This window comes from Polaromonas sp., assembly GCF_013817205.1.
Classification (GTDB): Bacteria; Pseudomonadota; Gammaproteobacteria; order Burkholderiales; family Burkholderiaceae_C; genus Polaromonas.
Map to the genome: position 1 here is coordinate 1 of NZ_JACDDD010000021.1, position 20,788 is coordinate 20,788.

The 20,788-nt window shown below is 61.4% G+C and carries 16 protein-coding genes; 11 read left to right on the forward strand and 5 right to left on the reverse strand.

Annotated elements, in window-relative coordinates; translation table 11 throughout:
* Nucleotides 1-272: 272 nt before the first annotated feature.
* On the reverse strand, nt 273-536 hold the full coding sequence (locus H0W47_RS06915; RefSeq protein WP_296922230.1) for a DUF1653 domain-containing protein: 264 nt from the start codon (nt 534-536) through the stop codon (nt 273-275).
* 35 nt (nt 537-571) lie between these two features.
* On the opposite strand from H0W47_RS06915, the gene H0W47_RS06920 reads away from it, so the two are divergent.
* The 3 genes from H0W47_RS06920 to H0W47_RS06930 all read left to right on the forward strand — a co-directional run bounded on the left by H0W47_RS06920 (nt 572) and on the right by H0W47_RS06930 (nt 5,117).
* Nucleotides 572-2,434, forward strand: a complete 1,863-nt coding sequence (locus H0W47_RS06920) for a M48 family metallopeptidase (RefSeq protein ID WP_296922233.1) — start codon at nt 572-574, stop codon at nt 2,432-2,434.
* 32 nt (nt 2,435-2,466) lie between these two features.
* A complete protein-coding gene (locus H0W47_RS06925) occupies nt 2,467-3,720 on the forward strand; it encodes an RsmB/NOP family class I SAM-dependent RNA methyltransferase (RefSeq protein ID WP_296922236.1) in 1,254 nt (417 codons plus the stop codon).
* Nucleotides 3,721-3,917: 197 nt separating this feature from the next.
* Nucleotides 3,918-5,117: a fatty acid desaturase gene (locus tag H0W47_RS06930; protein WP_296922239.1), complete on the forward strand. Its 1,200-nt coding sequence runs from the start codon at nt 3,918-3,920 to the stop codon at nt 5,115-5,117.
* A 275-nt stretch (nt 5,118-5,392) separates the two neighbouring features.
* Here the strand turns inward: H0W47_RS06930 and rpmG are convergent, their stop codons facing one another.
* The 3 genes from rpmG to trxB all read right to left on the reverse strand — a co-directional run bounded on the left by rpmG (nt 5,393) and on the right by trxB (nt 6,999).
* A complete protein-coding gene (gene rpmG, locus H0W47_RS06935; RefSeq protein ID WP_007863188.1) occupies nt 5,393-5,560 on the reverse strand; it encodes a 50S ribosomal protein L33 in 168 nt (55 codons plus the stop codon).
* 11 nt (nt 5,561-5,571) lie between these two features.
* The gene (gene rpmB, locus H0W47_RS06940) at nt 5,572-5,805 is read right to left on the reverse strand and encodes a 50S ribosomal protein L28 (RefSeq protein ID WP_077593832.1); all 234 of its coding nucleotides are present in this window, start codon (nt 5,803-5,805) and stop codon (nt 5,572-5,574) included.
* Between the two features lie 252 nt (nt 5,806-6,057).
* Nucleotides 6,058-6,999 carry a thioredoxin-disulfide reductase gene (gene trxB / locus H0W47_RS06945; protein WP_296922243.1) on the reverse strand — a complete coding sequence of 314 codons (942 nt, stop codon included), beginning with the start codon at nt 6,997-6,999 and terminating at the stop codon, nt 6,058-6,060.
* Between the two features lie 170 nt (nt 7,000-7,169).
* Between trxB and H0W47_RS06950 the strand changes: the two genes are divergently transcribed.
* The 8 genes from H0W47_RS06950 to H0W47_RS06985 all read left to right on the forward strand — a co-directional run bounded on the left by H0W47_RS06950 (nt 7,170) and on the right by H0W47_RS06985 (nt 16,244).
* Nucleotides 7,170-7,847 carry a Crp/Fnr family transcriptional regulator gene (locus H0W47_RS06950; protein ID WP_296922247.1) on the forward strand — a complete coding sequence of 226 codons (678 nt, stop codon included), beginning with the start codon at nt 7,170-7,172 and terminating at the stop codon, nt 7,845-7,847.
* Between the two features lie 68 nt (nt 7,848-7,915).
* Nucleotides 7,916-10,249 carry a DNA translocase FtsK gene (locus tag H0W47_RS06955; protein ID WP_296922250.1) on the forward strand — a complete coding sequence of 778 codons (2,334 nt, stop codon included), beginning with the start codon at nt 7,916-7,918 and terminating at the stop codon, nt 10,247-10,249.
* A 107-nt stretch (nt 10,250-10,356) separates the two neighbouring features.
* On the forward strand, nt 10,357-11,061 hold the full coding sequence (gene lolA / locus H0W47_RS06960; RefSeq protein ID WP_296922254.1) for an outer membrane lipoprotein chaperone LolA: 705 nt from the start codon (nt 10,357-10,359) through the stop codon (nt 11,059-11,061).
* Nucleotides 11,062-11,071: 10 nt separating this feature from the next.
* The gene (locus H0W47_RS06965; protein ID WP_296922258.1) at nt 11,072-12,409 is read left to right on the forward strand and encodes a replication-associated recombination protein A; all 1,338 of its coding nucleotides are present in this window, start codon (nt 11,072-11,074) and stop codon (nt 12,407-12,409) included.
* 274 nt (nt 12,410-12,683) lie between these two features.
* A complete protein-coding gene (locus tag H0W47_RS06970) occupies nt 12,684-13,613 on the forward strand; it encodes a branched-chain amino acid ABC transporter permease (protein ID WP_296922261.1) in 930 nt (309 codons plus the stop codon).
* 13 nt (nt 13,614-13,626) lie between these two features.
* Nucleotides 13,627-14,736, forward strand: a complete 1,110-nt coding sequence (locus H0W47_RS06975) for an ABC transporter ATP-binding protein (protein ID WP_296922366.1) — start codon at nt 13,627-13,629, stop codon at nt 14,734-14,736.
* A gap of 9 nt (nt 14,737-14,745) precedes the next feature.
* On the forward strand, nt 14,746-15,513 hold the full coding sequence (locus H0W47_RS06980) for an ABC transporter ATP-binding protein (protein ID WP_296922264.1): 768 nt from the start codon (nt 14,746-14,748) through the stop codon (nt 15,511-15,513).
* Nucleotides 15,514-15,527: 14 nt separating this feature from the next.
* Nucleotides 15,528-16,244: an ABC transporter ATP-binding protein gene (locus tag H0W47_RS06985; RefSeq protein ID WP_296922267.1), complete on the forward strand. Its 717-nt coding sequence runs from the start codon at nt 15,528-15,530 to the stop codon at nt 16,242-16,244.
* Nucleotides 16,245-16,881: 637 nt separating this feature from the next.
* Here H0W47_RS06985 and H0W47_RS06990 read toward each other — a convergent pair.
* Nucleotides 16,882-20,139, reverse strand: coding sequence for an Rne/Rng family ribonuclease (locus H0W47_RS06990; protein ID WP_296922270.1), 3,258 nt, complete (start codon nt 20,137-20,139; stop codon nt 16,882-16,884).
* Nucleotides 20,140-20,788 lie beyond the last annotated feature (649 nt).

Sequence of the window (20,788 nt, forward strand, 5' to 3'; positions counted from 1 at the left end):
CTCGCCTCGGTGCTCCTGCACCATACGGACCGCGCGTTCGCGTACTTCGGGGGAAAACTTGTTTGATTTCTTCATGGCTCCATCTTCTCAAAGGTTGGAGCCTCCTCAATTCCCGGGGCGATTCAGTTTTTCTGAATCACCATAGGAACTTAGCTCACTTGAATGTGAACTTTGCTTCCTAAGCCCCTAAATAGATAGCAAACTATTGCCATAACAATAGGGCAATGTCCGGATTTGTCTCTGAAAGCCGGGGGTCGGGCGGTCTTGGCACTCTAGGGAGCGCTTTCACCGGCCGTTGCCTGACTGGCTTGCCGGGCAAAACGAGGCTGCCGCACACCGTCGATCACCACTTCCTCGTTGAACATCGCCGCTGGCCGGACCCACAACCCCTTCTCGCCATAAAGCGCCCTGTACAGCGTCAACGACTCCAGACTTTCGCTGTGGCGTACCGTGCCAATGACTTCGTACATCCAGCCCTTGTAGTGGCGGTACAAACCAGGATGGGTTTCGATCAGGGGAGGGAGGTTCTCGTTCATGGTTAAGATTGTCCACACAAGAAGAGGGGGGTGTCATGGAGCGTGCAGATTTCATCCACTTGGTGCGGCTCAGCGAACATGCCAGCGCCGAAGACAGCAAGGCTTACCGCCGAAGCGTCGCTTTGTTCGCAGCCTTGGGTTACGCCTGGGTCATCGGTTGTCTGCTGCTTGCGGCAGGTGTTCTGGGCTGGACCGTTGGCGCGATGCTGCAGGGCAAATTCAAGGGCACCCATATCTGGCTTCTGCTGGGCGCAGGTGGTCTGCTCTGGACTACTTTGCAGGCACTGTGGTGCCGGCTTGATGCACCCGAAGGTGTGCAGGTGCTGCCCGCAGATGCCCCCGCGCTTTTTGAAGCGCTCGAACGTATCCGCAAAAAGATCAAGGGTCCGCCCATTCACAAGGTGTTGCTGGACGCGGAGTTCAATGCCAGCATCAGCCAGCATCCCCGGTTTGGGCTTTTTGGCGGTGCGGTTAATTACCTCACCATAGGCCTGCCTTTGCTGCTGGCGGTGGACAGGCCGCGTTTTCTGGCGGTGCTGGCGCATGAGTACGGTCATTTACGCGGCGACCACGGGCGCTTTGCGGCGTGGATTTATCGCACCCGTCTGAGTTGGGCCAAGCTCAACCACGGGCTGCGCAATGACGAAGGTCCCGTGGCTGCAGCCACCCAGGCCTTCTTGCGCTGGTATTTCCCACGCTTTTCTGCCAAAACCTTTGCCCTGGCCCGTCAGGATGAGTACGAGGCCGACCGCATTGCCGGCAAACTGTTGGGCAGGGACGTTGCTGCCGCTGCGCTGACCGAAATTGCCATCAAGGGAGAGTGGGTGCACAAGGAGTTCTGGCCGGGTCACTGGAGTTCAGCTGCCGCCAGCGGGTTGCCTGTGGGGCCCTACACCGCCATGCGCAAACTGCTGGTGTTGCCGCTGCCGGAGGACTTTGCCCGCGAGACGCTGCGCCAGACCATGCGCCAGATCAGCGACGTGGAAGACACCCACCCGGTGCTGCGCGACCGGCTGGAGGCGCTGGAGGGCAGCAAGGGTCTGCCGGCTTGGTCAGAGCGGCCAGCGCTGGATTTGCTGGGCCGTGGCGCTACCAAATGGATTGCCCATTTTGACAACGAATGGTGCAAAGCCAATGCCACTGACTGGAAGCAACATCACGCTTACCTTGCCCGGGTGCGCGCGCGCGCGCAAGCGCTGGCGGCAAGCGCCGCGCGCAACAACGCCGACGAAATGACCGAGTGGGCCGACCTGCTGCGCCGCCTGGACGCACGGGCCGATGTGCGCGCCCTTTACCAGCGTGCGCTTGAGATCACGCCCGGCCATGCCGGTGCACTGCGCGGACTGGTGCTGTGCCTGCAGGCAGGTGAGCGCACACTGAGGATGGAATGCCTGGCCCACTTGTTTGACAACAGCGCACCGCATCGCTGGTGGGCTTGTCGCATGGCCGTGGCCGAACAGGAAAAGCCTGGCCCTGACGGCAGCCTGGACGACAAGGCGCTCAAGCTCTGGCGCGAAAGACTCAAGCAGGCGGGCGAAGCGGAAGGGCGAGCCTGGGAAGAGCTGGCTAACACGCCGTTCTTCCAGGCCGTCACACGTCACGACTTGAGCGAATTTGAAAAGGGCGAGTTGCAGGCGGATCTTGCCCGCTGCAAGCCAGTTGCCAGGGCCTGGGTGGTGCGCAAAAGCCTGCGCGAGTTTGCCCACAGGCGCTGCTACATCGTCTTTGTGGAGTTGCCGGGCATGGATGACGAAGACCGGTATTACCTTTGCCGCGAGCTGGAGCGCTCACTCGACTTGCCCGGCCCCACGTTGGTGTTGTGGGCCGGCGAGTCGCCCACGCGTGCTGAAATCGAGAAAAACGCTTTCGAACCCGTCTACATTCGCACCCTGGCTTGAGAATTTGTTGCCGGGTGGGACAATAGGGGGCTATGCACCCTAACGCTCTACTCGACAGTTGTTCCACGCTTCTCAAGCAGGTCCTCAAATTTGATCACCCCGCCGACATGGTGGTGTCACGCCATTTCCGCGAGCAACGCCTTGGGCCGCGCGAACGCGCCACAGTGGCAGAGACGATTTATGGCGTGTTGCGCAAAAAAAATCTCTACACCTACCTGGCCCAGCACGGCAGCGGCCCGCCAGAGCGGCGTTTGGCCATTCTGGGCTTTGCTGCTGAGCGCGATTTTTTGCTGGGCGCGCTGACCGAGCCCGAAAAAGACTGGCTGGCCCGCTGCGACCAGGTCAAACCCGCCGATTTGATGGAACTGCACCGCCACAACCTGCCCGCCTGGCTGGTCGAGCCGCTCAAAGAGCAGTTGGGGGACGACTTCTGGCCGCTGGTTGAAAGCCTCAACGCCCCAGCGGGCCTGGACCTTCGCGTCAACACTTTGAAGGATAAACGGGCCGAGGTGCAGAAAGAGCTTGCGAAGGCAGCTATCAAAACGATAGCAACGCCCTATTCGCCGTGGGGCCTGCGCATGACGACCAAGCCAGCGTTGAACAAGCTGGATGCTTTTACCCGTGGCGCCATTGAGGTGCAGGACGAAGGTTCCCAGCTGCTGGCCTTGCTTGTCGATGCCAAGCGCGGCGAAATGGTGGTGGATTTCTGCGCCGGCGCAGGCGGCAAGACCCTGGCGCTGGGTGCCAGCATGCGCAACACCGGCCGCCTGTACGCCTTCGACACCTCCGGCCATCGTCTGGACGCGCTGAAGCCGCGGCTTGCGCGCAGCGGGCTGTCCAATGTGCACCCGGTGGCGATTGCGCATGAGCGCGACGACCGGATCAAACGTCTGGCCGGCAAGATCGACCGGGTGTTGATTGATGCGCCTTGTTCGGGGCTGGGGACGCTGCGGCGCAATCCGGACCTCAAGTGGCGCCAGACGCCCAAGGCGATCGAGGAGCTGACGGCCAAGCAGGCTGCCATCCTGCAAAGCGCCGCGCGCCTGCTCAAGCCGGGAGGACGGCTGGTCTACGCCACTTGCAGCGTGCTGCGCGATGAAAACGAATCCATTGCCGAGGCATTCACGGGGGCGAATAAAGAGTTCGCGCCTCTTGAAACAAGCGATTTGTTGACGCATCTAGGGGTGGAGGGCGCTGCAAAGCTTTGCAGCGGGTCCTACCTGAGACTGTGGCCTTACCTGCATCAGACTGACGGCTTTTTCGCCGCCGTCTGGGAGAAAGTTTGATGCGGTTAGCGACCTGAAGCAGCTAAATATTTTTTTTTGACGTTTTTTGCAGGATTTACCGGACTTTTACCGCATACGCAGCTTTCCTGGCTCCGGTGGTTTGGCAATTTAGTGTGTGCCGCCTACAATAGGCGCGTAGTCCAGCACAGTTTTGACAAAGTTGCAGGGCGCTGTTGCATATTGTTTAAAGGACCCCCATGATTTTGTTTGACGCCGCCCTTGACTGGCTGGCCCATGGCCTGATTGCTGCCAGCTGGTGGCAAATCGTGTTGTATACCTTGGTGACGACACACATCACCATTGCGAGTGTGACGATCTACCTGCACCGCCATCAAGCCCATCGCGCGATGGACCTGCACGCCATCCCGTCGCATTTTTTCCGGTTTTGGCTCTGGCTGGGCACCGGCCAGGTCACAAAGGAGTGGGTGTCCATCCACCGCAAGCACCACGCCAAGTGCGAAACCATCGAGGATCCGCACAGCCCCCAGGCTCACGGCATCAAGAAGGTCTTCTGGCAAGGTGCCGAACTTTATCGCGCTGAAAGCAAAAACAAGGAAACCATGGTCAAGTACGGCCACGGCACGCCGAACGACTGGGTGGAGCGCAATCTGTACACCCGCTACAGCTGGCAGGGGGTGGGCTTGATGATGATCATCAACTTGGCACTGTTCGGCGCAGCTGGCTTGGCCGTCTGGGCGGTGCAAATGGCCTGGATTCCTGTGACGGCCGCCGGCATCATCAATGGCATTGGCCACTACTGGGGTTACCGCAACTTCGAGGCGCCTGACGCCAGCACCAATATTTCCCCTTGGGGCATCATGATTGGCGGCGAGGAGTTGCACAACAACCACCACACCTACCCGACGGCGGCCAAGTTTTCTGTCAAGCCCTATGAGTTCGACATTGGCTGGGTCTACATTCGGGCCATGGAAAAAGTCGGCCTGGCAACGGTCAAGAAGGTGCCACCAAAACTGACACTCGGCTCCATTCAGCCGGTGGCTGACGAGAAAACACTGGAAGCGCTGATCGCCCACCGTTATGAAGTGATGGCCGGGTATGCACGTGAGCTGCGCCGGGCCGGGCAGGCCGAACTCGAGGCGTTGAAGGCGCGCAAGGCAGACATCTCAGTGCTCAAAGCGGCCAATCGCTGGTTGCACCGCGACGACGACAAGGTGCCTGCAGCTGCCAAGCCGCAGATCGCACAGGCGCTTGCTGAACACCCGGTGCTCGACAAAATGGTCACCATGCGCGAAGAGCTGCGCCAGATGTGGATGTCCACTTCTGCATCGCGCGAACAACTTGCAGTCGACTTGCAGGCATGGTGCCGCCGCGCGGAAGAAAGCGGGATTGCCGCCCTGCGTGACTTCTCCGTGAACCTGCGCGCTGCGCGCGCTTAAAGATTGCCACCCGCTTTTGGCGGGGGCGTATCAGGCTGCACCAGTTTCCCCGCTGCTGCAGCCTTTTTCACGTCCGCTGACTGTTGTCGGCGGGAGGTATGTCTGGTTGCCGGGTCTTCATGCCCTATTTGGACCGCGGACAGATGAGCGAACCCCTGGGGCAAGACAACTCCTGGGGCAAGACAGGCACCAGAATGATGCGGGCATAAAAAAACCCGCCGGGAAACCAGCGGGCTTTTCAAAATGCTGCCAGGCAGCGCTGAAACCAGTCCGAATTACTTCAGCTTGATTTCCTTGTATTCCACGTGCTTGCGTGCCTTGGGATCAAATTTCATGATCAGCATCTTGTCAGGTGTGGTCTTCTTGTTTTTGGTGGTCGTGTAGAAGTGACCGGTGCCGGCGGTTGATTCCAGCTTGATTTTTTCGCGTGCGCCTTTAGCCATGGTGATGCTCCTTAGATTTCACCGCGGGCACGAAGGTCCACCAGGACCGCATCGATACCGAGCTTGTCGACAAGACGCAAACCCGCGCTGGTCACGCGCAGGCGAACCCAGCGGTTTTCAGTCTCGACCCAGAATCGGCGGTATTGCAGATTGGGCAAAAACCGGCGCTTGGTTTTGTTGTTGGCGTGAGAAACATTGTTTCCCACCATCGGGCCTTTGCCCGTTACCTGACAGACGCGTGCCATGAGCACTCTCCGTAAAAAAATAGAAATCGGATGCCGGCTCCCCAGGGGGTGCGCAGCTAAGCCATAGATTATAGCCTGAAAAGTCACCGTCCTCAAGCCCCGGCTTCCGACCAAGTGCGGGGTCACAGGTCTTCGCGAGGGCCACACGAGCAAAAATTCAAGCCGGGGCCGCGGAACCGGTTTCGCCGGGCCGCAGGCGCAGCGGCCCCCTCGGGGGGCAGGGCGCTACACGCAGTGAGCAACCGTGGGGGCCTAACTTTGCTCGAGAAAGCGCTGCGCATCGAGCGCCGCCATGCAGCCGGTACCGGCGCTGGTGATGGCTTGGCGGTAGACATGGTCCTGCACATCGCCAGCAGCAAACACACCCGGCACGCTGGTCATGGTGGCAAATCCCTGCAGCCCGGCTTGGGTGATGATGTAGCCATCTTTCATGTCCAGCTGCCCGGCAAAGATGTCGGTGTTGGGCTGGTGGCCGATCGCGATAAAACAGCCCTGCAAGGCGATGTCCTCGGTGGCGCCGGTCTGGGTGCTTTTGAGGCGCACGCCATTGACGCCGGATGCATCACCCAGGACCTCGTCCAGGGTTTGGTGCAACTTCAGCTCGATCTTGCCGGCTGCGACCTTCTCGTGGAGCTTGTCGATCAGTATGGCCTCGGCCTTGAACTTGTCGCGCCTGTGCACCAGCATCACCTTGCTGGCGATGTTGGAGAGGTAAAGCGCCTCTTCGACGGCTGTGTTGCCGCCACCCACCACGCAGACTTTCTGGTCGCGATAGAAAAAACCGTCGCAGGTGGCGCAGCCGGACACGCCTCTTCCCATGAAGGCTGTTTCTGAGGCCAGGCCTAGGTACTTCGCTGAGGCGCCGGTGGCAATGATCAGCGTGTCGCAGGTGTAGGTGCCGCTGTCGCCGGTCAGCGTGAAAGGACGCTGGCTGAAATCGACCTTGTTGATATGGTCAAAAACAATCTCAGTCTTGAAGCGTTCCGCGTGGGCGAGGAAGCGCTGCATCAGATCCGGGCCCTGCACCCCCTCTGCGTCGGCCGGCCAGTTATCCACGTCGGTGGTGGTCATCAGCTGCCCGCCCTGTGCAATGCCGGTGATCAGGACTGGATTGAGGTTGGCACGGGCTGCATACACGGCGGCGGTGTAGCCGGCAGGGCCTGAGCCGAGAATGAGGACTTTGGAGTGTTTCATTAGTGAAAATCTGATTCGGAAAGCATGGGAACTCAGTTAGAGTTGCAATCAACTGAGGCCGGCCCGCGTATTTGAAACCCTGATGGCTGGATATTTGGCGGGTACAACACTTACACATTGTAAGAACTCGAGCGAAGCCCCTTCGGCGGCGCAATCAGGAGAAGTTTGATATGTCCACGATGGTCTCCAACCTGGAACTAATCCGGCGCGTTCCCCTGTTCTCGATGTTGACAGCCTCTCAGGCCGAAGCAATTGCTGCAGCAGTCATCAAACGCCGTTACAAGCGCGGGGAAGCGATTGTCGAGCAGGGTAAACAGTCCAACGCCCTGGCCATTTTGCTCACAGGCCGTGCCCGTGTCGTCACCACGGATGCCCGGGGTAGGGAAGTGATCCTGGCCACGCTGCACCCGGGCGACTACGTCGGTGAAATGAGCCTGATTGACAGCGAGCCGCATTCCGCTTCTGTTCGTACCGAAGTCCAAACCGACGTGCTGGTCGTCGGCAGGCCCGAATTTGCACGCTGCCTGCCGGAAAACAGCTCCATGGCCTACGCGGTCATGAAAGGCCTGGTCCAACGCCTGCGGCACGCTGACCGCAAGATCGAATCACTGGCCCTCATGGATGTTTATGGCCGCGTGGCGAGGGCTTTGCTGGAGTCCGCCGTGCCCGACCACGATGGCAACACAGTGATCCGCGACAAGGTGTCGCGCCAGGATCTGGCCAAGATGGTGGGCGCATCGCGCGAGATGGTCAGCCGCGTCATGAAAGACCTCGAAGAGCGCGGTTACATCGAGACACGTATTGATGGTTCGATGTGGGTCAAGGACCGGCTCAATACCTTGGGTTGATCCGTCGGTATTTGCCGCGTGGGCAGTCATTCGTGCCTGCTCAACTGGGTTAAGCTCAGCACCGGTTTATGACTTATTCCCTCGACACATTGAACACCCGAACCTCTGCCGCCGCGCCTGCTGTGGGCGGCGTGAAACGCTTTGCCCACGAAGTCAGTCTGATCCTCGGCCTGCTGGCGCTGGTTTTCTGGCTGGGGGCACTGATCAGCTACTCGCCGCAGGACGCGGCCTGGTCGACAACCGGCAGCCGCGAACTCGTCGACGCCTCGACACGCAACTGGGGCGGGCGCCTTGGCGCGCAGCTGGCCGATGCCAGCTATTTTCTTTTTGGATTTTCGGTGTGGTGGGCGCTTGCTGCGGGATTTCGCGCGTGGCTTGGGTCACTGGCGCGTGGCTTGCGCGGGCAGGCGGCCACTGTCTCCGCTGCTGATCGGGCCAGATTCTGGGCATGTCTGGCGCTGCTGCTGCTGGCCAGCACAGCGCTGGAATGGTCACGCCTTTATCGTTTTGAATCGATGTTGCCTGGCGGACATGCCGGTGGCGTGCTGGGTTACCTGGCCGGTCCCGCCAGCGTAAAGTGGCTGGGTTTTACCGGTTCGGGTCTGGTCTGGATCGCCTTGAGCGTGATCGCGGTGTCTGTGGTGTTTGGTTTTTCGTGGGCCCGCACCGCTCAACGCATAGGCGCGTGGGTTGATGAGCTGATCGAGTCGCGCCGGGAAAAGCGCGAGATCGCTGAAGATCTGGCAGTGGGCCGGGTCGCGGCGCGCGAGCGGGAGGAGACCCTGCACGAAGAGCGCATCGAGATTGAGGAGCATCACCCGATCCCTGTGCTGATCGAGCCCACGCTGGCCGAGATTCCGAAAAGCGAGCGTGTTGCCAAGGAGCGGCAAAAACCGCTGTTCAGCGAGATGCCCGACTCCAAGCTGCCGCAGGTGGACCTGCTCGACGGCGCGTTGACACGGCAGGAGACCGTGGCCCCTGAGACGCTGGAGATGACCTCCCGCCTGATCGAGAAAAAGCTTAAGGATTTCGGCGTCGAGGTTCGGGTGGTGGCTGCCGCGCCTGGGCCGGTGATCACCCGTTACGAGATCGAGCCTGCCACCGGTGTCAAGGGCGCGCAGATCGTGAATCTGGCCAAGGACCTAGCGCGCGCGCTGAGTCTGGTGTCCATCCGCGTGATCGAGACCATTCCCGGTAAAAACTACATGGCTCTGGAACTGCCCAACGCCAAGCGTCAGTCCATCAAGCTCAGCGAGATCCTTGGCTCGCAGGTCTACAACGAAGCCAAGTCCATGCTGACGATAGGCTTGGGTAAGGACATCAGCGGTGCGCCAATAGTGGCCGACTTGGCGAAGATGCCGCACTGCCTGGTGGCCGGCACCACCGGTTCGGGCAAATCGGTCGGCATCAACGCGATGATTTTGAGCCTGCTCTACAAGGCTGACGCGCGTGATGTGCGCCTGTTGCTGATCGATCCCAAGATGCTCGAAATGAGCGTGTATGAAGGTATCCCGCATCTGCTAGCCCCCGTGGTCACGGACATGCGCCAGGCCGCACATGGACTGAACTGGTGTGTCGCCGAGATGGAAAAACGTTACAAGCTCATGAGCAAGATGGGTGTGCGTAACCTGGCGGGCTACAACGTCAAGATCGACGAAGCCAAGACGCGCGGTGAATTTATCTACAACCCATTCAGCCTGACACCTGAGCAACCCGAGCCGCTCGAGCGCCTGCCCTACATTGTGGTCGTGATCGATGAGCTGGCCGACTTGATGATGGTGGTCGGCAAGAAGATCGAGGAGCTGATTGCGCGGCTGGCGCAAAAGGCACGCGCCGCTGGCATCCATCTGGTGTTGGCCACCCAGCGCCCCAGCGTGGACGTGATCACCGGCCTGATCAAGGCCAACATCCCGACGCGCCTGAGTTTCCAGGTCAGCAGCAAGATCGACAGCCGCACCATTCTTGACCAGATGGGCGCCGAAGCGCTGCTGGGCATGGGCGACATGCTCTACATGCCCAGCGGCACCGGCTTCCCGATACGTGTGCATGGCGCTTTTGTGAGCGACGATGAGGTGCACCGTGTGGTGGCTTACCTGAAGCAGCAGGGCGAACCCAATTACATCGATGGCGTACTCGAGGGTGGCACCGTTGATGGTGATGGTGACCTGCTCGGTGATGCAGGTGGCAATGCCGAGGGCGACAAGGACCCGATGTACGACCAGGCCGTCGAGATTGTGCTCAAAAACCGCAAGGCCTCGATCTCGCTGGTCCAGCGCCACCTGAAAATTGGCTACAACCGCGCCGCCCGCATGCTCGAAGAGATGGAAAAATCGGGAATGATCAGTGCCATGTCGGGCAGCGGCCAGCGTGAAATTCTGGTGCCTGCGCGCGCCGAAGGATGACAGGGCTGCCTTTACTGCGGCTATACATTGTTCTGGCAACCAATCTGGGATGACCTTATCTCAAAGATATGGGTATCGGCCTGCGCTCAAACATCATCTGGAACACCATGAACCACGCTTTGCCATTCTCTCTTGCTTCCGTTCTGTCCCGTAGTGCGGGGATCGTCCTGGCCGGCGCGCTGGCCCTTGGCTCGGTTGCTGCGAGCGCCCAGGGCGCCTCCGGGAGCGGTCTGGAGAGCCTTGAAGCTTTTGTCAAAAACACCAGAAGCGGGCGGGCCGAGTTCACTCAAGTCGTTACCAGTCCGGCACGCGACGGCCAGACCGCAAAAACCAAAACCTCCAGCGGCAGCTTCGAGTTTTTGCGGCCCAATCGCTTCAAGTTTGTCTACAAGAAGCCGTTCGAGCAAAGCATTGTTTCCGACGGCCAGACCCTCTGGTTGCATGACGTCGACCTGAACCAGGTCACGGCGCGCAAGCTCAGCCAGGTGCTGGGCGGCACGCCCGCCGCCGTGATTGCCGCCGCTGCCGACATCAAGGCTTTGCAGGCGGACTTCACATTGGTCCCCCAGCCGGGCAAGGACGGCCTCGAGTGGATTCTGGCCACACCCAAGACAAAGGATGGCCAGGTGCAGAGCATCAGCGTGGGCTTCCGGGAAAGTGCCAAGGGCAGCGAACTGGCCCGGCTGGAAATCCTCGACAGTTTCGGCCAGCGGTCGGTGATGAGCTTCAGCAATTTCGAGGTCAACCCGGCGCTGAATGCAGCCGCTTTCCAGTTCAAGCCACCAGCCGGCGCGGACGTGATTCGACAGTAACCCGTACGGCATGGCCACGCGCGCGGAGACTTCATTCGGCCCCGGCGCGGATGCCAAATCGGCAGCGCCGCTGGCTGAACGGTTCCGGCCCCAGTCGCTGGGCGAGGTGATCGGCCAGCAGCATTTGCTGGGTGAAGACATGCCGCTGCGTATCGCCTTCGAGTCGGGCCAGCCCCATAGCTGCATTCTCTGGGGCCCGCCGGGTGTCGGCAAGACCACCATCGCCCGCCTGATGGCCAGCAGCTTTGATGCGCATTTCATCACCATCTCGGCTGTGCTGGGCGGCGTCAAGGACATCCGCGAGGCGGTAGAGCAGGCCAGCATCTGGCAGGGGCAGGGCAGGCGCACCATCATGTTTGTTGACGAGGTGCACCGCTTTAACAAGTCGCAGCAGGACGCGTTTTTGCCACATGTGGAAAGCGGACTGTTCACCTTCATAGGCGCCACCACCGAAAATCCCTCGTTCGAGGTCAACTCCGCCTTGCTGTCGCGCGCCGTGGTTTATGTCCTGCAGCCGCTGGGCGACGACGATCTCAAGCAAATCATCACCAAAGTCCTCGCAGAACGTGCGCTGACAGCTATTGAATCGATAGCAAGCGAAGCGGTAGACCAGCTGGTGGCCTATGCGGACGGCGATGCGCGGCGCCTGCTCAATACCCTGGAGTCGCTCGATGTCGCCGCCCGACGCGAGAACAAGGACGGCGGTGTGCATGTCACCGGTACCTGGCTGCTCAAGGTGCTGGGTCAGCAGATGCGCCGCTACGACAAAGGCGGCGAGCAGTTTTACGACACCATCTCGGCGCTGCACAAGTCAGTGCGCGGCTCCGACCCGGACGCGGCGCTCTACTGGCTGGTGCGCATGCTCGACGGCGGCGCCGAGCCCAGATACATGGCGCGCCGCCTGATCCGCATGGCCAGCGAAGACATCGGTCTGGCCGATCCGCGCGCGCTGCGGCTGGCGCTCGATGCCGCTGAAGTCTACGAGCGCCTCGGTTCGCCTGAGGGCGAGCTGGCGCTGGCCGAGTGTGTGATCTACCTTGCGGTTGCACCCAAGTCCAACGCTGTCTACAAGGCATTCAACGAAGCCCGCGCTTTTGTGAAAAAGGACGGCACACGGCCGGTGCCGCTGCATCTGCGCAATGCACCCACGAAGCTGATGAAAGAGCTGGACTACGGCAAGAATTACCGGTACGCCCATGATGAAGAGGGCGGCTTTGCCGCCGGTGAAAGTTATCTGCCCGAAGGCATGCCTGCGCCCGGGTTTTACCGACCCGTCAATCGAGGCCTGGAAATCAGGATTTCAGATAAGTTGAACGAGCTGAAAGCCCGGAACAAGCAGAAAAACTAATGGAAAGCAAAACCTCCTGATATCGCCTGATTCAGCCTCATAAATGCAGTTACTCGAGGGTTAACCCCGCGAAAAGCAGCATGCTGGCCCCTTTCTCGCGTGAGAGGCGTGGCTACAATTTGCGGATTCGCTCGCCACCCAAGCCCGGCCGGTCCGCTGGTTTTGATAGGCGGGCTTTTTGTTAACTCGCGCGATTTCATGGTGATCCCATACGTCGCGGCCTCGCATGGTGTGAGGCAGAGCTGGCAACTGAATTCAAACGGGAGAGTGAGTTATGGAAGTTTTTCTTCAGCAGATCATCAACGGGCTGGTGCTGGGCAGCATGTACGCCCTCGTCGCCCTCGGCTACACCATGGTGTACGGCATCATCGGCCTGATCAACTTTGCGCATGGCGAGGTTCTCATGGTGGGTGCGATCACCAGCTGGACCATCATTGTCTGGATGCAGGATGCCATGCCAGGAACGCCCGGTTGGCTCATACTGCTGTGTTCCCTGCTGATTGCCTTTGTTGTCAGCGGCGCCCTCAACTTTTCGATTGAAAAAATTGCCTATCGGCCACTGCGGAATTCGCCGCGGCTGGCACCCCTGATCACCGCCATTGGCGTGTCCATCCTGCTGCAGACGCTGGCCATGATCATCTGGAAGCCCAATTACAAGCCCTACCCGACGCTGCTGCCCTCCGAGCCGCTGCACCTGGGCGGGGCGGTGATCACGGTGACGCAAATTTTCATCCTGGGCGCCACCGCAGTATCGCTGGCCATCCTGATGTACCTGGTCAACTACACCAAGCTGGGGCGCGCGATGCGCGCCACGGCCGAGAACCCTCGGGTGGCGGCACTGATGGGCGTCAAGCCCGATACCGTGATCTCGGCGACCTTCATCATTGGCGCCGTGCTGGCGGCGCTGGCCGGTGTGATGTACGCCTCCAACTACGGCACGGTGCAGCACACCATGGGCTTCCTGCCCGGGCTGAAGGCCTTCACTGCGGCGGTGTTCGGCGGTATCGGCAATCTTGGCGGTGCCGTGCTGGGTGGCATTTTGCTGGGGCTGATCGAAGCTATAGGCGGCGGCTACCTCGGCACCTGGACCGGTGGCGTTCTCGGTAGCCAGTACTCGGACATCTTCGCCTTTATTGTGCTGATTTTTGTGCTCACCTTGCGGCCCTCCGGCCTGCTCGGTGAGCGGGTGGCGGACAGGGCTTAGGAGACGCATCATGATGAAACAACACAGACTCCTGACTTTTCTGGTGGCCGCGGCCGCCCTGCTGATCCTGCCCCTGTTGCTGCAACAGGGCGGCAACGCCTGGGTTCGCATTGTCGACATGGCGCTGCTGTATGTGCTGCTGGCGCTGGGCCTGAACATCGTGGTCGGTTACGCCGGCCTGCTGGACCTGGGCTACGTCGCTTTTTTTGCAGTCGGCGCCTACCTTTTTGCACTGCTGGGATCGCCGCATCTGGCCAGCGCATTTCCCTGGATTGCGGCCGAATTCCCGAACGGGCTGCATCTGCCGATCTGGGCGGTCATACCGATGGCGGCAGTGCTGGCCGCCTGTTTTGGCGTTTTGCTGGGCATTCCTGTGCTCAAGCTGCGCGGCGATTACCTGGCAATTGTCACGCTGGGCTTTGGCGAAATCATCCGCGTGTTCCTGAACAACCTGGACCGTCCGATCAACCTGACCAACGGGCCCAAAGGCATCAACCAGATCGACTCGATGAAGTTTTTCGGGTTCGATCTGGGCAAGTCACACGAACTCCTCGGCTTCGAGATCGCCTCGGTGACCATGTATTACTACCTGTTCCTGGCACTGGTTGTTGTGTCTGTCGTGATTTGTCACCGGCTTGAAAATTCGCGCATCGGTCGCGCATGGATGGCCATCCGCGAGGACGAAATCGCAGCCAAGGCCATGGGCATCAACACCCGCAACATGAAACTCCTGGCCTTCGGCATGGGTGCGACCTTCGGCGGCGTGTCCGGCTCCATGTTTGCAGCCTTCCAGGGTTTTGTATCGCCCGAATCCTTCAGCCTGATGGAGTCGGTCATGATTGTGGCCATGGTCGTGCTGGGCGGAATCGGCCACCTGCCCGGCGTGATCCTGGGGGCCCTGCTGCTCGCGGCCCTGCCTGAGGTTTTGCGTCATGTGGCCGGTCCGCTGCAGGCCATGACCGGGGGGCGCCTGGACTCCTCCATTCTGCGTCAGTTGCTGATCGCGCTGGCCATGATCGCCATCATGCTGTCGCGGCCGCGGGGCCTGTGGCCTGCGCGCGAGCACGGCAAGACGCTGAACACGCCGGTCGGCAACGACCCCATCCAGTCCATTAACCCCTAAGGAATGGCCATGAGCGAAACCATTCTCAAAGTCGCCGGTGTCTCCAAACGTTTTGGCGGCCTGCAGGCCCTCAGCGACGTCGGCATCCATATCGAACGCGGCCAGGTCTACGGCCTGATCGGTCCCAACGGCGCCGGTAAGACCACCTTCTTCAATGTGCTGACCGGTTTGTACACGCCCGACAGCGGCACCTTCGAGCTGGCCGGCAAGCCCTACAAGCCGTCTGCGGTGCATGAGGTCGCCAAGGCTGGCATTGCCCGAACCTTTCAGAACATCCGCTTGTTCGCCGACATGACGGCGCTTGAAAACGTCATGGTCGGACGCCATATGCGGACGAAGTCAGGCCTCATTGGGGCTGTGTTCCGCACCTCCGGCTTCAAAGCCGAAGAAGCGGCAATTGCCAAACGTGCGCATGAGCTGCTGGACTATGTGGGCATCGGCAAGTTCGCCGCATACAAGGCCCGCACGCTGTGTTACGGCGACCAGCGCCGCCTGGAGATTGCCCGGGCACTGGCTACCGACCCTCAACTGATTGCGCTCGACGAACCCGCGGCGGGCATGAACGCGACCGAGAAGGTGCAGCTGCGCGAGCTGATCGACCAGATCCGCAAGGACAACCGCACCATCTTGCTGATCGAGCATGACGTCAAGCTCGTGATGGGCTTGTGCGACCGCGTCACGGTGCTCGACTACGGCAAGCAGATTGCCGAAGGCGCACCGGCCGAGGTGCAGAAAAACGAAAAAGTGATCACCGCCTACCTCGGCTCGGGTCATTGAAGGGAAACAACAGCATGGCAAACACACTTCTCAAGGTCACGGGGCTCAAGGTCGCCTACGGCGGCATCCAGGCGGTCAAGGGCGTTGACTTTGAAGTCCACGAGGGCGAACTCGTCACCCTGATTGGTTCCAACGGCGCCGGCAAGACCACCACCATGAAAGCCATCACGGGGACCTTGCCGCTTGTCGACGGGGATATCGAGTACCTGGGCAAAAGCATCAAGGGCAAAGGCGCCTGGGACCTGGTCAGGGACGGCCTGGCCATGGTGCCGGAAGGCCGCGGCGTGTTCACCCGCATGACCATCACCGAAAATCTGCAGATGGGCGCCTACATCCGCGACGACAAAAGCGGCATCGCCGAGGACATCGAGAAGATGTTCACGATTTTTCCGCGCCTGCGCGAACGCAAGGACCAACTGGCCGGCACCATGAGTGGCGGCGAGCAGCAGATGCTGGCCATGGGCCGCGCGCTGATGAGCCGCCCCCGCGTGTTGCTGCTCGACGAGCCGTCCATGGGTTTGAGCCCGATCATGGTCGACAAGATCTTCGAGGTGGTGAAAGACGTCTCTGCGCGCGGCGTCACGGTGCTGCTGGTCGAGCAAAACGCCAGCCGCGCGCTGGGCATCGCCGACCGGGGATATGTCATGGAGTCCGGCATCGTCACGATGAACGGGGATGCGAAGCAGCTGCTGAACGATCCGCGGGTCCGGGCGGCCTATCTGGGCGAGTGAGTCTTCAGACCTTTTCGGGCTCTGGCCCTTGACTGGTGGGCGTGGGTAGCTATTAAATTTGTAGCGAATTAGTCGCCGTATTCGTCACGCCGGATTGATCCGGGATCCATGTTGGATAGCTCGTGCAGCTTGGCCCACCAACAAGCCGGGTCTCGCCCCGGGCGGGCGAGGTCCTTTTCTTTGCGTCGCCAAAGAAAAGTACCCAAAAGAAAGGCGACCCGATGGTCCGGGTCCCCTGCGCTGCGCTATGGGGCAACCTGCGGTGCTCGCCGAAAACGGGGTCGAGCTCGAACTCGGCTTCGGCTTGTATGTTACGCGTGTCGGGGTGGAGGGAGGAAGACAAACATCCGAAGACAGAATCCGGAGTCCTTGAAGCGCAAAGCGCTTCAAGGACGGAATCCCAACAGACAGTCAAGTTTGCACGCGAGAGCTGCACACGCGGCCAAATGAGGCGCCCTTCCATCGCCCAGCGGGGCGAGGGAGGGGCGGGGGGTTGGGAGTGGGGAGTTGAAACTACTGCCCGAAGCGGATCGGGGACGCAGCGTGATGCAGGATTGAGATTAACAAGGACAGACGAAAAAAAGGCAGCCCAAGAGCTGCCTTTGATCAAAGTGCCCGGCCGGGCACAAGCGGCGAATTACTCCGCGCGTTCACCGGTGGCCGGTGCTGTAGCAGCGGCCTGCTCGAACGGCAGGGTCGTGTCGCGCAGATCGCGTTTGGTCTCGACCAGCACCAGCGGGCCGCTGTCCAGCTGCGGCGCCGGTGCGCGTTCGCGGGGAACGTGGATGGGTTTGGGCTCGGCGGCCATGGCGGCTTGGACTTCGGCGATTTTGGTCGCGTCCGAGTTGACCCATTGCAGTCCGGAGGACTGTGCCACCTGGGCCAGGTCCTGCAGCGGCAGGTTGTAGCCTTGCACTTTCGGCAGGGCGCGGCCGGCCGGTGCCGCGGCTGCGGCAGCGGCAGCGGCGGGTGCTGCCACCGCGATCGGGGCGGCAGCCATGGGTGCGGCTTGTGGCGCCATCTGCGGCGCGGGTGTCGGCTCGGCCGGCGCTATGAATTCAGGAGCTGTCTGCGACCGCTGGTCGGGGGCTACAGGCTGATTTGACTCTGAATTGCCAGCAGCGGCTTCTGCCGGCGCATCGCCACGCTCCGAACGCTCGCGGCGGTCGCGGCCATAACGGTCACGGCTGCGGCGCTCGCGCGGCTGGCGGTCACCGCCCTCATCGCCTTCGGCACGCGGCTGGACATCGGTTGAAGAGGCGGGCGCCACCGGGTTGCCGGCTTCGTCCTGCCCGGCAACCATGGCCGGGTGAGCGGCATCGAAGCTGTCGGCCTGGGCCGCAGCGGCCGGTGCCATGCTGCCATCGCCTCGGTCACCACGGTCGTCACGGCGCTCGTTGCGGCGTCCGTTGCCACGATCACCACGCTCGCCACGGTCTCCGCGTTCACGACGGCCCTGGCCTTCAGGGCGGGCTTCGTTGTTGCGGTTGCCGTCCTGGCGTTCACCGTCGGCACTGGCCTCGACCGCGCGTTGCTGGAGCGGTGTCTCATCACCGGCCATGGCCGCAGCCATCGCGGCCTGATTGGCCATCGCCTGTTCATGTTGCTCGGCATCACGCGGTGCGCGGTCACCGCGCTCGCCACGTTCACCGCGATCCCCACCGCGGCCGCGGCGGCCACGGCCTTCGGCGCCTGCGGCCTGACCGTCCACGCGTTCCGGACGCTCGCCGCGCGGTTCACGGGGCTCGCGTAGCTCACGGACTTCGCGCGGTTCACGCGGCTCGCGCGGCTGTTCGGTGCGCTCGCCGGCCGCGCGCTCGGGGCGCTGGCCTTCCGGTCGACCTTCGGCAGCCGGTCGGTCACCGCGGCCTTCGCCACGTTCACCGCGCTCGCGACGCTCGCCGCCGCGACCTTCACCGCGTTCGCCACGTGCCTCGCGAGGCTGGTCCGGACGGCCTTCGCCGCGCGCTTCACCACCACGGCCTTCGCCGCGACCACCACGTCCGCCACGGCGTCCGTCGCGGCCACCGCGCTCACCGCCGCGGTCGGTGCGTTCACCGCTGCGTTCGCCGCGCCCGTCACGGCGGGCTTCGCCGCTGCGTTCTTCTTTTTTCTCTTCGCGGGCCGGAGCGGCCACAGGAGCAATGTCGGCGCCGACAAAAAACTCCTTGAGCTTGGCGAAGAAGCTTTTTTCAGCCGGTGCCGCAGCGATGGCGCGGGCCGGTGCCGGCACTGCCGGTGCGACGGCCACTGGTGCAACGGGCGCGGGTTTGGGCATCGCCTGCGGTGCCGGCGCATCGGGCAACACGCCCTTGATGACCGGTTCCTGCTTGTTGTGTTTTTCCTGGCTGCGGCGCGTGACGGTGGTTGCGTCTTCCATCTCGTCGGCCATCTTGTAGCTGGCCTCGATGTTGTCCAGGCGCGGGTCGTCGTGTTTCAGGCGCTCGAGCTTGTAGTTGGGCGTTTCCAGCGTCTTGTTGGGAACGAGAAGCACGTTGATGCGCTGCTTCATCTCGATCTTGGCGATCTCAGAACGCTTTTCGTTGAGCAGGAAGGAAGCTACATCGACAGGTACCTGGCACAGCACCGAGGCCGTGCTGTCCTTCATGGACTCTTCCTGGATGATGCGCAGGATCTGCAGCGCCGAGCTTTCGGTGTCGCGGATGTGGCCGGAGCCGCCGCAACGCGGGCAGGGAATCGATGCGCCTTCATTGAGCGCAGGGCGCAGACGCTGGCGACTCATCTCCATCAGGCCGAACTTGCTGATGGTGCCGAACTGCACACGCGCGCGGTCCTGGCGCAGCGCATCGCGCAGGCGGTTTTCAACGTCGCGGCGATTGCGCGACTCTTCCATGTCGATGAAATCGATGACGATCAGGCCGCCGAGGTCGCGCAAACGCATCTGGCGAGCGACTTCGTCGGCGGCTTCCAGGTTGGTGCGGGTGGCGGTTTCTTCAATGTCGCCGCCCTTGATGGCGCGGGCCGAGTTGACGTCGACCGAGACCAAAGCTTCGGTGTGGTCGATCACGATGGCGCCGCCGGAAGGCAGCTGCACGGTGCGGGCGTAAGCCGACTCGATCTGGTGCTCGATCTGGAAGCGGCTGAACAGAGGCGCGTCGTCACGGTAGCGCTTGACGCGGTGCTCGTGCTCGGGCATCACGTGAGCCATGAATTGGCGCGCTTGCTCATAGACGTCGTCGGTGTCGAACAGGATGTCGCCGATGTCGCTGTTGAAGTAGTCGCGGATGGCGCGGATCACCAGGCTGGATTCCTGGTAAATCAGGAAGGCGCCCTTGCCCTCCTTGCCGGCGCCGTCGATGGCGGTCCAAAGCTTGATCAGGTAGTTCAGGTCCCACTGCAGCTCGGCGGCGCTGCGGCCGATGCCGGCGGTGCGGGCAATGATGCTGGCGCCGGCCGGGTATTCCAGCTGGTCCATGTTTTCCTTGAGCTCGGCCCGGTCTTCACCTTCGATACGGCGGCTGACGCCACCGCCGCGCGGGTTGTTGGGCATCAGCACCACATAACGGCCGGCCAGCGAAACAAAAGTTGTCAGGGCGGCGCCCTTGTTGCCGCGTTCTTCTTTTTCGACCTGAACCAGGATTTCCTGGCCCTCGCGGATCACGTCCTGGATACGCGCCTGGTTGACCGGCACGCCCTGGGCGAAGTACTGCTTGGAGATTTCCTTGAACGGCAAAAAGCCGTGACGGTCTTCACCGTAGTCGACAAAACAGGCTTCGAGCGAAGGCTCGACGCGGGTGACAACGGCCTTGTAGATGTTGCCCTTGCGCTGCTCGCGCCCTTCAATTTCGATTTCGTAGTCGAGGAGCTTTTGTCCGTCGACGATGGCCAGGCGGCGTTCTTCCGACTGCGTGGCATTGACCAGCATGCGTTTCATGGTGATTCCTTCGTTCTTCTGTTCTCAAAACATCGCTGCCCGAAAACGGGCAAACGACGCCGGGAGCAGACGTTGAGCGAACGTGGGGAATTGCCGGAGAGCCTTTGACGGCGCAACAGCGAACCGGGGTCAACCGGTCAGCTGTGCAGTCTGGGCGTAGGCGCGTGGATGGGGCGAAGCGGGATCCGACGGGAGGTTGCTACAAAATCAGTAGCTGCTTGCGCCCGCAGGACAAGGGCTGGCGGCTGATTCATGCCAAAAAGCGGGGCTAAAAAGCGCCGCAGGCATAAATTCATCAGTACGACCAGAGTTGTCAAGAGGCGACCCATTCAAAGACCAGATTTCGCTGCTATCCGTGTTCAGCCCGCGGGGCTGAGCACATCGTATTCCGTAGTTGTATTCGCAAAACGTCGACTCGTCTGCACAACATCCTCCTGCCGCGGGGTGCCTGGCACCGGGCGCTTGCGGGCATTTGCTGCCAGTGGCGTCGACCTTCCAGCAAGGCTGTTGGCAGTGGGTTGATTGGTGTGTGGACTAAACTCCCAGACAAATCAACCACTTACAGCTTGTCGCTAGTGAAACACATTATAGGCGCAGGTTCAGCCAAAACTCCTCGCCCGGGTAAACCCCCAAACCGCGTCGTAGCGGG